This is a genomic window from Streptomyces phaeochromogenes (genome assembly GCF_001418655.1).
Taxonomy (GTDB): domain Bacteria; phylum Actinomycetota; class Actinomycetes; order Streptomycetales; family Streptomycetaceae; genus Streptomyces; species Streptomyces phaeochromogenes.
In genome coordinates, this window is record NZ_LIQZ01000098.1 from 1 (window position 1) to 15,133 (window position 15,133).

General features: G+C 71.7%; 10 protein-coding genes and 1 tRNA gene. 8 read left to right on the forward strand and 3 right to left on the reverse strand.

Annotation, left to right across the window (positions count from 1 at the left end):
- The coding region (locus AOK17_RS14200) for an aminoglycoside phosphotransferase family protein (protein ID WP_245697152.1) at positions 1 to 809 on the reverse strand (809 nt) is incomplete at its 3' end.
- Between the two features lie 70 nt (positions 810 to 879).
- Between AOK17_RS14200 and AOK17_RS14205 the strand changes: the two genes are divergently transcribed.
- The 3 genes from AOK17_RS14205 to AOK17_RS50000 all read left to right on the forward strand — a co-directional run bounded on the left by AOK17_RS14205 (position 880) and on the right by AOK17_RS50000 (position 5,081).
- Entirely contained in the window at positions 880 to 2,346 is a 1,467-nt protein-coding gene (locus tag AOK17_RS14205; protein WP_079053013.1) for an NAD(P)/FAD-dependent oxidoreductase, read from the forward strand.
- Between the two features lie 25 nt (positions 2,347 to 2,371).
- Entirely contained in the window at positions 2,372 to 3,103 is a 732-nt protein-coding gene (locus tag AOK17_RS14210; protein WP_157881323.1) for an alpha/beta hydrolase, read from the forward strand.
- A gap of 637 nt (positions 3,104 to 3,740) precedes the next feature.
- Positions 3,741 to 5,081 carry a DMT family transporter gene (locus AOK17_RS50000; RefSeq protein ID WP_169801924.1) on the forward strand — a complete coding sequence of 447 codons (1,341 nt, stop codon included), beginning with the start codon at positions 3,741 to 3,743 and terminating at the stop codon, positions 5,079 to 5,081.
- Here the strand turns inward: AOK17_RS50000 and AOK17_RS14225 are convergent.
- Complete coding sequence (locus AOK17_RS14225; protein WP_107102391.1) at positions 5,078 to 8,002, reverse strand: LuxR C-terminal-related transcriptional regulator; 2,925 nt, start codon at positions 8,000 to 8,002, stop codon at positions 5,078 to 5,080. The genes AOK17_RS50000 and AOK17_RS14225 overlap by 4 nt on opposite strands.
- A gap of 211 nt (positions 8,003 to 8,213) precedes the next feature.
- Here AOK17_RS14225 and AOK17_RS14230 point away from each other — a divergent pair, with 211 nt between their 5' ends.
- Both AOK17_RS14230 and AOK17_RS14235 read left to right on the forward strand, forming a co-directional pair.
- Complete coding sequence (locus AOK17_RS14230) at positions 8,214 to 11,141, forward strand: LuxR family transcriptional regulator (RefSeq protein ID WP_055612810.1); 2,928 nt, start codon at positions 8,214 to 8,216, stop codon at positions 11,139 to 11,141.
- Positions 11,142 to 11,306: 165 nt separating this feature from the next.
- Positions 11,307 to 11,948: a helix-turn-helix transcriptional regulator gene (locus AOK17_RS14235; protein WP_055612805.1), complete on the forward strand. Its 642-nt coding sequence runs from the start codon at positions 11,307 to 11,309 to the stop codon at positions 11,946 to 11,948.
- A gap of 24 nt (positions 11,949 to 11,972) precedes the next feature.
- Here AOK17_RS14235 and AOK17_RS14240 read toward each other — a convergent pair.
- A tRNA-Thr gene (locus tag AOK17_RS14240) sits at positions 11,973 to 12,049 on the reverse strand.
- 258 nt (positions 12,050 to 12,307) lie between these two features.
- Here AOK17_RS14240 and AOK17_RS14245 point away from each other — a divergent pair.
- The 3 genes from AOK17_RS14245 (at position 12,308) to AOK17_RS14255 (ending at position 15,039) form a co-directional block, all read left to right on the forward strand.
- Entirely contained in the window at positions 12,308 to 13,444 is a 1,137-nt protein-coding gene (locus AOK17_RS14245) for an ABC transporter ATP-binding protein (RefSeq protein WP_055612806.1), read from the forward strand.
- Between the two features lie 227 nt (positions 13,445 to 13,671).
- Positions 13,672 to 14,154 carry a hypothetical protein gene (locus AOK17_RS14250; protein WP_055612807.1) on the forward strand — a complete coding sequence of 161 codons (483 nt, stop codon included), beginning with the start codon at positions 13,672 to 13,674 and terminating at the stop codon, positions 14,152 to 14,154.
- Between the two features lie 153 nt (positions 14,155 to 14,307).
- The gene (locus AOK17_RS14255; RefSeq protein ID WP_055612808.1) at positions 14,308 to 15,039 is read left to right on the forward strand and encodes a nucleotidyltransferase family protein; all 732 of its coding nucleotides are present in this window, start codon (positions 14,308 to 14,310) and stop codon (positions 15,037 to 15,039) included.
- Positions 15,040 to 15,133 lie beyond the last annotated feature (94 nt).

A 15,133-nucleotide genomic window follows, 5' to 3' on the forward strand; every position in this document is an offset into this window, starting at 1 on the left:
ATCGCAACCTGCTCGACATCCAGCCCCTCCCCCTCCTCCACCTGCCACAACGAGTTCTGCAGCACCCGCCCGAGCGTCCAGGCCCGGGCCCGCTCCCGGTCGAGCCCCAGCGTCTCCGTCATCAGGTCGAAGCGCCGCGCCGGCTGCCCCTCCCCGTACCGGTTCCACAGCGCGGGCAGCAGCTCGAACCCCGGGTCTCCCGCCAGCGGCTTCGGATCGATGACGAGCCACGGTTCGCGCTCGGCGGCGAGGATGTTCTCGAAGTGCAGATCCCAGTGCAGCAGCCGGTCCCCGGGCTCGCCCGCGACCTCCCGCACGGCCGCCGCGCAGTCCTCCAGCAGCCGCCGGTCCTCCGCGGCCCCGCCTTGCACCTCAAGGGACTTGAGGACGGCGGGCAACCGCTCGAACATCCCCGCGACGACGCCGTCCAGCGTCCGCAGCCCCTCCGGCGCCGGTACGGCCGTGAGCCGCGCCAGCAGCTCCGCGAGGATCCGGGTGGCCTCCATCACATCCGTCACGGCGGCCAACGGCCGCCCGTCGTCGAGCCGTTCGAGCAGCAGCGTGCCCGTCTCCGCGTCGTCCTCCAGCAGCCTTACGACCCCGTCGCCGCCCCAGGTCCGCAACGCGAGCCCCTCGCCGACGGTCTCGTCGTCCACGTCCTGGAGCTTCAGGGCGGCCCGTGTGCCGTCCTCGCGCACCACCGGCAGCACGACCGAGACCTGCCCGCTCATGGGCGTCCCCTCCTGCCGCAGCCCCCACCTGTCGAGGAACTCCTCGCCCCGCTCCAGCAGCCGCGCATACCGAACCATGACCATCACCTCACGTAACCATGGAATCCGAAGGAGACACCCGCCACCCGGAGAAGCTAACGTCCCGCGCATGAGCAGCACGGAGAACGCGGACCGCGCGACCGACACGGCACGCGCGGCGCAGGCGCCCCGCACCGCCGACGGGCCCCGCACCGTAGTCAACGGCGGCATATCGTTCTGGTACGCGCAGGACGGACTCCCGGCGCCCCGTGAGCCCCTCCCAGGGGACGCGAGTGCCGATGTGGTGATCGTAGGTGGCGGCTACACGGGCCTGTGGACCGCGTACTACCTGAAGAAGGCCGCGCCCTTCCTGCGGATCACGGTCCTGGAGCAGCGGTTCTGCGGCTACGGGGCGTCCGGCCGCAACGGCGGCTGGCTCTACAACGGGATCGCGGGCCGCGACCGGTACGCGCGTCTGCACGGCCACGAGGCCGCCGTACGCCTCCAGGAGGCCATGAACGCCACGGTCGCCGAGGTCGTGCGGGTCACCGAGGAAGAGCACATCGACGCGGACGTCCACCGGGGCGGCGTACTCGAAGTCGCCCGCACCCCGGCCCAGCTGGCCCGCCTGAAGGCCTTCCACGAGACGGAGCTCTCGTACGGGGAGAAGGACCGCGAGCTGTACGGCGCGCGCGAGACCGCCGAGCGGATCAAGGTCGCGGACGCCGTCGGCTCCACCTGGACCCCGCACGGCGCCCGCCTGCACCCCGTCAAGCTGCTCAAGGGCCTCGCCGCGGCCGTCGAGGCGCTCGGTGTCACGATCCACGAGTCGACGCCCGTCACGGAGATCAGACCCAAGCACGCCGTCACGCCGTACGGCACGGTCCGCGCCCCCTACGTCCTGCGCTGCACGGAGGGCTTCACGGCCTCCCTCAAGGGCCAGAAGCGGACCTGGCTCCCCATGAACTCCTCGATGATCGCCACCGAGCCGCTGACCCCCGCCCAATGGGAGTCCATCGGCTGGGAGGGCCGCGAGACCCTCGGTGACATGGCGCACGCGTACATGTACGCCCAGCGCACCGCCGACGACCGCATCGCACTGGGTGGCCGCGGAGCCCCGTACCGCTTCGGTTCACGCACGGACAACGACGGCCGTACGCAGGCGTCGACGGTCAACGCCCTGCGGGAGATCCTCGTCCGGTTCTTCCCCCAGCTCGCCTCCGTCGCGGTGGACCACGCCTGGTCGGGCGTCCTCGGAGTCCCGCGCGACTGGTGCGCCACGGTCACCCTCGACCGCTCGACGGGCCTCGGCTGGGCCGGTGGCTACGTGGGCTCCGGAGTGGCCACCGCCAACCTCGCCGCACGCACCCTCCGGGACCTGATCCAGCGGGATTCCGGCCAATCCGGGGCGACTGACCTCACCACCCTCCCCTGGGTCGAACACAAGGTCCGCAAGTGGGAACCGGAGCCTTTCCGCTGGCTCGGGGTACACGGCATGTACGCGACGTATCGAGCCGCCGACCGCCGCGAACTCACCACCCATGCCGCACAGTCGTCCCGGATCGCGCGTATCGCCGACCGGGTCGCGGGCCGCTGAACCGCCGTAAAGACAGGGGAACCCCATGAGCACCGCAGTCATGGACACCGTCCGTTACTCCTCCGACGGTCAGCTCCTCGACATCCATCGCGCCGCCGCCGCGGACGCCCCGACGGTTCTGCTCTGGCACGGGCGCGGCCCGGCCGAGCGGGACGTGCTGGGCGCCCTGGCCGCGGAGGTGGCCCGCCTCGGCGCCACCGTCATAGTCCCCGACTGGCACCCGGACGCCCCCGACGGCGGACGCCCCCACCTCGAAGCGTCCCTCCGCTTCACCCGGGACTTCGTACGGGACCCGGCGAAGGTCGTCCTCGTCGGCTGGTCGCTCGGCGGCCGGGCCGCGATGGCCACGGCCCTGCGCCCCGACCCGCCGGAGGGCTGGCGCCCGGCCGCCGTGGTCGGCATCGCCGCCCGCTACAACCAGCCCGAGCCGCTGCTCGGCCTGCCCTCCCCGATGGCCGTCTGCGCCGCCGCCCCGCCGCTGCCCATCCATCTGGTGCACGGCACGGCGGACCGGGTCTGCGACTTCGCCAACGCCAAGGAGTTCCAGGCCGTCCTGGCCGCCTGCGGCCGTCCGGCGCCGCTCACGGTGCTCACCACGGACCACTCGGGTGCGGTCATGGCCGAGTACGCCTCCGAACTGGGCCGCTGCCGCCCCGCCCACTCCGGAAGCGCCCACCGCGAGGGCCTGCGCACGGCCCGCGTCATCGCGGAGGCGGCGGGCCTGCGCACGCGGGAGGGCCACCAGGTCAGCGGGTGACCCGTACCCCGTGGAACATCGACAGCGCGGTCGCGGTCGCCCGGATCGTTCTGTCGCGGTAAGAGATGCCCCCGCCGCGCAGCCGCCCGGCATACCGGTCAGGCACCGCGGCGGGGCATCGACTCCGGCACGACCTCGTCGCATTTCATTGCCCGCCAGTCCGCTGCGCACTGCACAGACGGGCCGAATTCAGATCGCGGCGGGCGCGAGGCACGGCCGGAGAAATCGCTGAATCCCGACTTCGGCGACGACTTTCCCGGGCTGTTTCCCTCACCGGTGAAGAGTCGGCACCCCGGCCCCGTTCATCTCCGGCCGACGAGCCTCTGAACAGTACAAACATCACCGCGACCGGCGCTACGGCCCCTCGGACAACCGCCGCATTCCCGGCCGGAAAACCGCCCCCGGCAGCGACTTCCGCCGCCCATGAAACGGCCATTGAGCGGCCATGAAGCGGCCATTGAGCGGCATTTGAACAAGGCGGGCGCCACGCCGGCCGTCCCCTACAGTCCGTACCGCCAAGAGGCGGACCGATGGCTTCCCCCATGACAAGCGCATTCGGATCTGCCGTCCCCCCATGCTCGAATCGGGGTCAGTTCCGCGAGTGAAAACCAGAATCGATCCGCTTTCCATAGCCGCGATGGCGATCGCCGTGGTTTCCATATCCGCCACCGCCCCGCTCACCGCCGCCGCCACCGCGTCGCCGCTCGCCATGGCGTTCTGGCGCAACGCCCTGGGCTTCGCCACCCTCGGGCCGTTCCTGCTGATACTGCGCCGCCGCGAGGTCGTGCGCGTCGTACGCGGCGAACGCGGGCTGCTGCGCCGCGAGCAGTGGCGGCCCATGGTCTTCGGCTTCCTCGCGGCCACAGCGCTCGCCCTCCATTTCGCGGCCTTCATGACGAGTACGCAGCTGACCTCGGTCGCCATGTCCACCGCACTCGTCGCCACCCAGCCCGTCTGGCAGGCCCTCATCGCCGCGGGTCAGGGCGTCCGGGCGTCCCGCAGGACATGGGCGGGTCTGACGCTCGCCGTGGTCGGAGCCGCCGCTGCCGCCGGTGTGGACATCCAGTCCGGCAGCCGTACGGCACTGCTGGGCGATCTGCTCGCCCTCGCCGGGGCCGTCGCCCAGGCCGGGTACGCCGCGCTGAGCGAGAAGTCGCGGGCGGACGTGAGCACGCCCCTGTACTCGACGGTCACGTCACTGGTCTGCGGACTCGAACTCCTCGCCGCCTGCTGGTTGTTCGACATCTCCCTCACCGGTTTCGACAGGACCACACAGCTGTCGCTGCTCGGGCTGCTCGTCCTCCCGCAGCTGCTGGGGCTCGGCGCGCTGAACTTCGTCCTCGGCAGGACATCGGCGACGACGATGAGCGTCCTGCTCCTGCTGGAGACCCCGGTGGCCGCGCTCATGGCGTGGTCGCTGATGGACCAGGGCGTCGCCGCCGCGACCGTCCCCGGGCTCCTGCTGATCATCATCGGCGTCACGGTGGTGGTGACGAGCGACAGCGGCGGCAAGCCCGCGCCGCTGGAGGACGACCTCCGCGGACCGCACGAACTCCGCCAGCAGGACGAACAGCGCCGACAGGACGCCTACAGTGCCGGCGCACCCCCGTTCCCGGCCCACGCCCCGCCTCCGTATCCGCATCCACATCCACATCCGTACTCGTCCCAACTCCCGCCCGCGGTCGGTGTGTCCACCGTGTCCGCCGCCGGAGAGTCGACGGACAGCACACCGGCCCGTGCCTCCGAGGCCTGGGCGGCCTTCGAGAGTGCCCGGCAGGCAACGCCCCGGCGCCCACCGCTCGGGCCCAACGGCCGACGGGACCCCAGAGTCGACTGGGCACGCCGCCCCTGGGAGGAGAGCCCGACGATCCAGCTCAGCTATCACGGGGCGGGGGCGTTCGACACCATGTTCCTGGGCGGCCGGCCACCTGAGCCCGAGGAACCGAGGCCGGGCTTCGAAGGCGCGCAGGGGAGCTAGTGCCCCGGCACCAGACCCTGTCGCGCGAGGCTGCCGTCCAGCCAGGCAGCGGCCAGCTCCACCCGCGAACGGCAGCCCGTCCGCTGGAACAGCCGCGAAAGCCGCTGCTCCACGGTCTTCTCGCTGCACGCCAGCCGGGCGGCGATCTGCCGGTTGGTGGACCCGTCGCTCACCATGCCGATCAGCCGCACCTCGCGATCGCTCAGCCCCGCCCGGGCCGCACGGCGCCTGGGGATCGACACGTTCCGCCGCCGCGCCGCCGCACCGAGCAGGCTGCGCACGGGCCGGCCCATGCCCAGCACGTGCCCGCTCCGCATCGCCTCGTCCAGCCACACCTGGGGGTCGTCGCCGACCTCGGTCAGGCACTGGCAACAGTCCACGCTCAACGGCAGATCGACCCGCCGCCGCACCAACCGGTACGCGGCCAGCGCGCTGTCCGCGTCGCCGTGCACCATCCCGCGGGCGACGAGCACCGCCTCGTACGTCATCGGCGAGGCGGCCTCCTCGTACAGCGCCTCCAACTCCTCCAGCGTCCGCCGCGTCGCCTCCGGGTTGTCGCCCCGCACGGTGATCGACAGCATCCGCAGCAGCACCCTGTCGAGGCCCGCGAGCAGTCCGCTCGCGCGCGCCCGCCGCACGTCGTGCCGTGCCGCTTCCAGGGCCTCGTCCGCCGAGGCCCTGCCCGCCGAAGCCCTGTCCGCCTGCCCCGACCAGTACCGGACGCCCAGCCGCGCCCGGGCCACCAGCGGATGGCAGACCGAGTCCGGGATCAGGTCCAGCCACTCTCGCGCGCGTCCCAACTCCCCGCGCATGAGCTGGATCTCGGCCGCCAGCGCCCGGGCCGGCTGTCCGACGCCGGCCGCGCCGCCGGACCGGCCCCGCGTCTCGATCCGGCGGGCGTACGACAGCGCGCTGTCCCAGTCCCCCGTCAGGTAGTCGCGCACCATGAAGTGGTACCGGACGGCGGTGCTCTCCCCCGCCGCGACGTACCGCTGCTCACCGAGCACGGCCTCAAGAGCGCCCGCCAGATCCCCGTACGCGGCGGCGTTCCGCAGCCGGTCCAGGGCCGCCTCACCGAGGGCGTCCCCGGGCATGCCCTGCCGGGCCCGCTCGAACTCGGCACCGCTTCCTACGGCGGCGGCCACCAGCCGAACTTCCGCGACCGACGGAACCGGCCCGGAGCCGGGCTCCTGCGCGCCCGACCCCGGCCGGGATGTCATCGGCGCGCTCGGACCGATCCCGTACCGCCCACCGACCGCCGCCAACACCGCACCGGCGGGCACCCGTTCGAGCGCCGCGCGGTATCGGGGGTCGGCGTCCTCGGCGTACGGAGACCGGTGCTCGTGCAGTGCCGACAGAGCACACGCCCGGGTGACCCATTCCAGACCGTCCCGGTCCCCCAGGTCGTCCCTGTCCCCCCGCTCCTCGCCGTGCGGCACGTCGAGACAGGCGAGCAGCGGCTCGGCGAGCCCCAGTACGCCGATGTGGTCGGAGTGCCCCAGGCTCAGACCGGCGGACTCGTGCAGCACACCGGGTGTTCTGGGGTCGTGCGGCGGCAGATGGCGCAGCACCGAGTGGTAACTCCGCACCGCCCAGGCCTGGTTGAACCTGACACTGCTGCCGGCCGCGGCCAACAGCAGCGGCACCGCGAGGCTGTCGTCCAGCATCGCGCCGGCCGCCGCCACATGACCGGCCAGCCGTGGCCGACGGGTCCCCGCCGCGGTGGCGCCCAGCCGGTCCGTCACCAGCCTGGTGATCGTGGCGTGCAGCGACCGGACCTCGGCACGGGCGGGCAGCGTCCGCAGCGCCGCCGCGAGCGCCGGAACGGCGAAGGCGATCCGGCCGTCCTGACCGACCGTCACCACCCGGTCCGCGACCAGCCTGTCCACCGTACGGCCGACCGCTTCGAGCGGCCCGGCCGGCGACTTCGCGCGGTGCAGGTCCTCCAGCCGTACCTCGGCCCGCTCGACCAGACCGGCGAGTACGGCCGCCGCCGCGACCGTGCCGGCGTCCGGTGACGCGTCCGGCCAGCAGAGCCGGCCCAGTTCCGCGGCGTCCGCCCTGAGCCGCAGCCCGCCCTCCGGCACGGTCAGGCAGACCTGGCCGTCGAGTTCGAGCAGGCCGCCGCGTTCCTCCAGCGAGGCGAGCACCGACAGCACGGCGGCCGGGCTGCCCGCCAGCGGGCCCAGCGAGGCCAGCACCGCCGTCACCAGGTCGGGCTCGACGGAACGGCCCAGCCTCCGTACGACCAGCTCGCCGACCTCGGCCGTCGACAGCGGCGGCAGTTCGAGCACCCGGTCGGCCGCCGCGGGCAGTTGTGCGGCGGTGACGTGCCCCGGGCTCATCGGCCGGCCGGCCATCACCACCGGCACGCCCGCCGGTCGGAACGTACGCAGCAACAGCCCGAGCGCGGAGGCAGTCCGGGCCGGCATCCGCTCGGTGTTGTCGAGGATCAGGGCGAAGGGGACCTCACGGGCCGCGTCCGCCAGCACCTCGCCCAGGGTGGACAGCAGGGCCACTTCGCCGCCGGGACCGCCGGCCCGCGCCTGCACCCGGCGTACCGCGGCGATGCGCGCCGGGAGCCGGCCGTCATGGACCTTGGCGAGTACGCCGCAGACGGCGTCCGTGAGAGCGGCGGTACCGCCCGCCGGGTCCTCGCCGGATTCCCAGCCGAACCGCAGGACCCTGCCGCCCTCCTGGACCACCGTCTGCCGCGCCTGCTCCACCACGGCGGTCTTGCCGGTTCCGGCACCACCGGTGACGAGCAGGGTCCGGGCCTCGGCACCGGCGGTGCGTCCAGCGGCGACTCCCGCGGTACCTCCCGTGGTGCCTGCCGCCGTACCTCCCGTGGTGCGTAACGCCTCGGCCACGTCCTCGACTTCGCCATGTCTGCCGACGAGAGGTGAAGGCTGCTGCTGCACGACGACTCCCTGTTTTCCCGTTTCTCCATGCCGAACTGCTCTGGCCGAACCGCTCTATGAGAATTGGAGTCGTCCAAATGACCGAACAAGCCAACTTCTTGTACCGGATTTGCCATGATTGCAGGCGCTGGACCAGGGCCCGTCCGTCGGGTCGGTCCGAGGCGGGCGCCGCCCGCCGGTACGGGATTCCTCGAAGGTCGCGGTGGACAGAGTGGCTGCTCGGACAGACACCGAGTTGGTCTTCGGCGGCACGGCCGCACGGTTCCACGGGCCGGGCGAGGACCTGCTCGGCCGAACAGCCGAGTCGGACGAGGCCGACGACCACCTCCGCGATCCGGCCGGGCCACGCCTGCTGCTCGTCCGCGGCGAACGGGGCATCGGACGCACCGTGTTCGCGCACGCCACCGCCGAGCGACTGCGCGCGGGAGGGATCGCGGTCCTGCCGGTCGACTGCGTCCCCGGCGACGGCGAACACCCTCAACTGCTGGCGCTGCGCCTGGTCATGGCCCTGGAGGAACACCGGTCCGCCACGACGAAGCGCACCCCGACACGCAAGCCGGCCGCGGAGGCACTGTCCGCGATGAAGCACGACGACCGGACGGCGATGGCCGAAGCACTGGCCGCCGCTCTGGCGGGGCCGACCCCCACGGTCGTACTGGTCGACGACGCCCACCACGCCGACGCCGAATCCCTCGCCCTGCTCGACGAGGTCGACTTCGACCGGGTCCCGCCCGGCATCCGGGTGCTGCTCACGGCGGCCCGACACACGGCACCGGCCCGCCGATCCCCGTCCCCCGGCTCCGGTTCCGGCCAGGCAATGGACCGCCTCGCCGACAACCGGGCGGCACACACGATCGCCCTCCCGCGCCTCACCCTGGAGGAAGCGACCGCCATGGTGGCGCAGCGCCTGCGGTCGGCACCGGACGCCGACCTGATGCGGCGCCTCCACGAGCTGAGCCGCGGCATCCCCGGCGCCCTGGACGCCCTCCTCGTCGAATGGACGGCCCAGGACGCGATACGCACCGCCGACGGCCACGCCTTCCTCGGCACCGGTGCGCCGATACCGCTGCTGCCCGGCCACGACCGGTACGTAGCGGCGCTGCGTGCGCTGGAAGAACCCTGCGGGACCGTGGCCACGGCACTGAGCATCCTGTGGCCGCTCGGCCGGCCGGCCGAGGCCCTGGTCGCGTCATCGACCGGGCTGGCCGCCGAATCCGTGACCGACGGCATCCGCACCCTGGTCGACGAGGGCATCCTCGACGAACTGCCCGCCCAGCCACGTTCCCCCGCCTCCTCGCCACGCGGCTGGACGTTCCGCGTACCGCTGCTGGCCCACACCGTCCGGGAACGCCTGGGCCCCGTGAAGCGCAGCCACCTGTCCGCGACCGCGGTGGAGGCGCTGTGGGCGAGCGGGGCCACCCCGAAGGACCCGACTCAACTCCTCGAAGAGGCGGACGCGCAGACCTACCTCCCCGACCGGATCGCCGACGCCGGCTTCCTGGTCGACCGCGACCGCGCCGTGACGGAACTGACGGCCGCCGCACACTCGCTGTACCCCGACCTCGAACGCCGGGGAATGCTGCGGTGGCACGTGGGAGCCGTCCGCCTCATCGAGGAGCAGTACGACCGCGACCTCGCCATACTGCGGTCCGGCCAGGCCGCCGCCGGCTGCGGCGACTACCGCACGGCCCGGACGGCGGCCGAGTGGCTGGTGTGCGGCCCCGCCGAGGGCCTCGACCCGCAGGCCGTCCACGAGGCCGCCACCCTGCTGGTGGCGTCGGCGGCGGCCGAACAGGACTGGCAGGCGCTGTCCCGCATGGGCACCGCACACTGGTGGGAGGGACTGCCGCTGTCCGCCATGGCCACCGTCTCCGGCCGCGTCCAGGCACTGTGGCAGCTGGAGAAGTGGCAGGAGGCCCTGGCCCTCATGCTGCAGACCGAACGCGTATGGCAGGCCACTCCGGGCAGCCGCGCGCTGCTGGAACTGTTCCGCAGGGTCGCGGAGTACGTACTGGGCCGCCCGGACCGGTTCATCCGCGCACTGGCCCTGCCGGAGGAACCGGACCTGGCTCCGAGCAAGGCGTTCGCGTTCAACATCGCCACGTTCGACGTACTGCTCGGCATCGGCGACCTGCGAGGTGCGGCGAACCTGCTGTCCACCCGGGGGATGCGCCTCGAACTCCTCCCCCAGCCCAACCGGTTCCTCTGGCACCACCTCAACGGACAGTGGGACGAGGCACTCTCGCTGGCACGTCGGCTCCTGGTCGACGGCGGGGTCCTGAACGTGGTCCCCGGACACCATCTGCTCCCCGCCCGCACGGCGGCCGTCCTCCTCGCCCAGGGCCGCCCCACCAGCGCCGACCGCCTGATCAGCAGCGTGCGCGGACAGGTGAACGGGCCGCTGGAACACGTCCTGGACCACGCCGAGGCCGAGATCCTGCGGACCCTCGGCGAGCTCGGCCGGGCAGAGGAAGTACTGCGGCGCGGCCTGCGAGCCGCGGACGAACGCGGATCCTTCTACGGAACCGACGAACTGCTGGCCTCACTCGCCGAGGTGCACGCGGAAGCGGGACACCCGGACCGGGCGACTGCCTGCCTGGCACGTCTGGAACGGACGGCCGAGCAGATGAACAGCGGCCGCACACGCCTGCTGTACCTGCTGACCTCCGGAAAGATCCTGGACCCGGACTCCTCCGAAGCCCACGAGTCCGAAGCCCACAAGCACCTGTCCGAGGCGGTCGACCTGGCCCGCTCCCGCAGCCAGCCCTTCGAAACGGCGGTCACGCTCCTGGCCGCCGTACGCGCGAACGCGGCCCCGGCGACCCTGCTGCACGAGGCGTACGAACACTTCGGCGAGATGGGTGCCACGCTGTGGCGCTTCCGCACCAGGACCGCGATGCGCGAGGCCGGGCTGACCGTACCCGGCCGCAGACAGGCCACGGCGGAGAACGAGCACCTGCTGGCCACCCTGCTCGCCGAGGGACTCACCAACCGCCAGATCGCGGGCGTACTGCGGCTCAGCGAGGACGCGGTCGCCAACCGCCTGTCCCGGTTGTTCGCCCGCACGGGCATGCGCTCCCGCACAGAGGTGGTCACAGCGGTACTCAGGGGAACCCAGATAACAACGCCCCACCACTGACCCACTCCACCCCCCTCCATCCCGCCGGTGCCACTCGTGCCACTCGTGCCAGATTTCCCCCTCCTTAACGGAGGAGGGGTCTGTGGAAGCGGAACGAGGCAACCCCGCATGCCACCATCAACTCCTGAACGGCATGGACCACTTGGGTTCCCGAATGGGGGGCGAATGCCTCAGCAGGTACTCACAGACACCGTGCGCGTGGCGATCCACGCACCCGACGCCATCGTCCGCGCCGGACTGCTCAGCTATCTCCACAACGACCGCCGCATCCGCGAGGTCCCACCGGACAAGCTCCGTGAAGCGGACGTCATCGTGGTCACCGTGGACGTCGCCGACTCCTCCACCCTGGACCTGCTGCACAGCCTGTGCGACAGACCGGACGCCCGGTTCGCCCTGGTGGTGGGCAAGGGGTGGCACGCCGACGTCTCGGCCGCGGTCGACCGCGGGGTCCGCGCCGTCCTGTGGCGCGACTCCTTCAGCCAGGCGGCCTTCATCCGGACCCTGCACACCATCGCGGACGGCGGCGGAAGCCTCCCGCCCACCCTCCAGGGCACCCTGATGGAACAGGTCCGCTGGGCCCAACGCGAACTCCTCGCCCCCCGGGGCCTCACGGCATCCGGCATCAGCCCCCGCGAGGTCGACGTGCTCCGCCTGGTGGCCGAAGGCACGGAACTCGCCGATATAGCGACGAAGCTCTCCTACTCGGAACGCACCGTCAAATACATCCTCTACGGCGTAATGAAGCGCCTACACCTGAAAAACCGCGCCCACGCGGTCTCCTACGCAATCCGAGCGGGCATCATCTGACCCACCACGGGGCCGTTCACACTGTGGAGCCCCCTGTCGGATTCGAACCGACGACCTACGCATTACAAGTGCGTTGCTCTGGCCATCTGAGCTAAGGAGGCGGGGCCCGCGCACGGGCGGGCCGGTGCGTGCACGCATGCACGCCCGTGCAGTGTACCCACGTCACAGCGGGCCCCTGTCGAAAATTTCCTCGAACTTCATCGCTCTCGGAGTACTGACAGAACGTGTGAACGCGAGGTAGCGTCCTGAACCAGTCCGCTCATGTGGACTACACCACTACGGACCGTTCCGTAGTGGTCACACCACCTTTACAACGGATCGTCCGGCACGTTCCTGCCGGTGAAGGGGGCCTACGAACCATGGCCACTGTCTCGTTCAACAAGGCGACCCGCATTTACCCGGGTGGCGACAAGCCCGCCGTCGACCAGCTCGAGCTCGACGTCGCGGATGGCGAGTTCCTCGTCCTCGTCGGTCCCTCCGGCTGCGGAAAGTCCACCTCCCTGCGGATGCTCGCGGGTCTCGAGGACGTGAACGCCGGCTCGATCCACATCGGTGACCGCGACGTCACGCACCTGCCGCCCAAGGACCGGGACATCGCCATGGTGTTCCAGAACTACGCGCTGTACCCGCACATGACGGTCGCCGACAACATGGGCTTCGCGCTCAAGATCGCCGGCATCAACAAGGCCGAGATCCGCCAGAAGGTCGAGGACGCGGCGAAGATCCTCGACCTCACCGACTACCTGGCCCGCAAGCCGAAGGCCCTCTCCGGTGGTCAGCGCCAGCGTGTCGCGATGGGTCGCGCCATCGTGCGTGAGCCCCAGGTCTTCCTCATGGACGAGCCGCTGTCGAACCTCGACGCCAAGCTCCGCGTCTCCACCCGTACGCAGATCGCGTCGCTGCAGCGCCGCCTCGGCATCACCACGGTGTACGTCACCCACGACCAGGTCGAGGCCATGACCATGGGCGACCGGGTGGCCGTGCTGAAGGACGGTCTGCTCCAGCAGGTCGACTCGCCGCGCAACATGTACGACCGCCCGGCGAACCTCTTCGTCGCCGGCTTCATCGGCTCCCCGGCGATGAACCTCGTCGAGGTCCCGATCACCGACGGCGGCGTGAAGTTCGGCAACAGCGTGGTGCCCGTCAACCGCGAGGCCCTCAAGACCGCCGCCGACAAGGGTGACACCACGGTCACCGTCGGTGTCCGTCCGGAGCACTTCGACATCGTCGAGCACAACGGCGCCGCTGCCGCCTCCCTGTCGAAGGACACCGAGGACGCCCCGGCCGGCCTCGCCGTCACCGTGAATGTCGTCGAGGAACTCGGCGCCGACGGCTACGTCTACGGCAGCGCCAAGGTCGACGGCGACCTCAAGGACCTGGTCGTCCGCGTCAGCGGCCGTGCCGTCCCGGAGAAGGGCGCCACGCTGCACGTCGTGCCGCGTCCGGGCGAGACCCACGTGTTCTCGACGTCCACGGGCGAGCGCCTCTCCGACTGACCGAGTCGGCCGGGCCCGACCCGGCCGATCCCGGAGAATTCACCCAGGTTGACGAAGAAGGCCCCGCAGGCTGCTGCGGGGCCTTCTTCGTTGTCGACAAATACCCCGGCAGAACGGGCATTTCGATACCCGTACGTCAACATCAAACTCGAAAACGACGGTTTACCCGTCCCCCGAATTGATTACTAAATGTCGCCAAATCATCACCCCGCGCTACCCTCACTCGCGTGAAGCACTCCACTAACCACTCGACGCGACACGGCCGTGGTCCCGCCGGCCGACCGACACGGCACGGCCGCGGTCCGGCCCGCCGGATCGGCCGTACTCTCGCCCTCGTTCTGCCCGTCGTCCTGGTGCTCTCCGGGACGCTCGCGGTCACCCGAGTCAACTGGTCGGGAAACAGCTCCTCGACGTCGGTGCTCGCCGCATCCGCCGAGGACGTCTCCCGACGCGCCCCGTCCCGCGCCCCGCAGGACGTGCTGCGCGACAAACTCCTCCTCGAACTCCAGGAGAAGAACCCGGGCGTGGCCCTCACCCACCTCCAGGAGGCGGTGAACGGCCGTCCGTCGCTCGCCAGCCACTGCGCGTCCATCGCCCGCGCCCTGGGCCGCGCCGCGGTCCGCGCCTACGGCCCCACCCGAGCCCAGTCGTTCGCCCGCCCGGTCTGCGACACATCCTTCGCCACGGGCGTGGCAGCCCAGCACACCTGAGGCGCCAGGAGGGCCCGCGTCCCGGCAGGCCCGCGCCCCCAAGGGGCGCGGGGAACTGCGCGCTCGACCCTCACCGGCCCGCAGTTCCCCACCCCACGCACCCCGTAGTCGCCCATCCGCACATCCCGCGGGGCGCCACGTACAGTTCGGGTCATGACCGATCCGAACGCCGCGTCGCGCCCCGTTCAAGCCGTCGTCCTGGCCGGCGGCCAGGGCTCCCGGCTGCGTCCCTACACCGACGACCGTCCCAAGCCGATGGTCGAGATTCCCGGCACCGGGACCCCGATCATCGGCCACCAGCTGGCCTGGCTCGCCGAGGAGGGCGTCACCGACGTCGTCGTCTCGTGCGGCCATCTCGCCGAGGTGCTCCAGCAGTGGCTGGACTCGGCCGACCTGCCCGTCTCCGTGACCACCGTGGTCGAGACGGAGCCCCTGGGCCGCGGCGGCGGCCTCAAGTTCGCCGCCAAGCACCTGCCCCACCCGGACCGCCCCTGGTACGCGACGAACGGCGACATCTGGACCCGTTTCTCGCTCCGTGAGATGGCGGACTTCCACACCGAGCGCGACGCGGTGGCCACCCTCGCGCTGGCCCGCCCCCGCATCCCGTGGGGCGCCGTCGAGACCGACGACTTCGGCCACATCACGGACTTCATCGAGTCCCCGCCGACCGCGTACGGCATCAACGCGGGTGTGTACGTCTTCTCCCCCGAGTTCGCCGCCCTGCTGCCCGACCTCGGCGACCACGAGCGCTCCACGTTCCCCCGCCTGGCCCGCGAACGCCGCCTGGCCGGCTACCCGATCCCGCAGGGCGCCTACTGGCGCGCCATCGACACCGCCAAGGACCTCACAGAGGCCGCCAAGGAGCTGGCGGCGCTGGGCCGTTGAGGCAGTTGTCCCGACCCGCAGAAGTCGTGCGTACGACGATGGGGCCCGGCACCTGAGTGGTGCGGGCCCCATCGTCGTACGGTCCTTCGCCGCC

Excerpts from the sequence above, each read along its gene's own strand:
- AOK17_RS14205 (WP_079053013.1), top strand. The coding sequence starts at position 880 with ATGAGCAGCACGGAGAACGCGGACCGCGCGACCGACACGGCACGCGCG.
- AOK17_RS14245 (WP_055612806.1), top strand. The coding sequence starts at position 12,308 with ATGGCCACTGTCTCGTTCAACAAGGCGACCCGCATTTACCCGGGTGGC.
- AOK17_RS14210 (WP_157881323.1), top strand. The coding sequence starts at position 2,372 with ATGAGCACCGCAGTCATGGACACCGTCCGTTACTCCTCCGACGGTCAG.
- AOK17_RS14235 (WP_055612805.1), top strand. The coding sequence starts at position 11,307 with ATGCCTCAGCAGGTACTCACAGACACCGTGCGCGTGGCGATCCACGCA.
- AOK17_RS14255 (WP_055612808.1), top strand. The coding sequence starts at position 14,308 with ATGACCGATCCGAACGCCGCGTCGCGCCCCGTTCAAGCCGTCGTCCTG.
- AOK17_RS50000 (WP_169801924.1), top strand. The coding sequence starts at position 3,741 with ATGGCGATCGCCGTGGTTTCCATATCCGCCACCGCCCCGCTCACCGCC.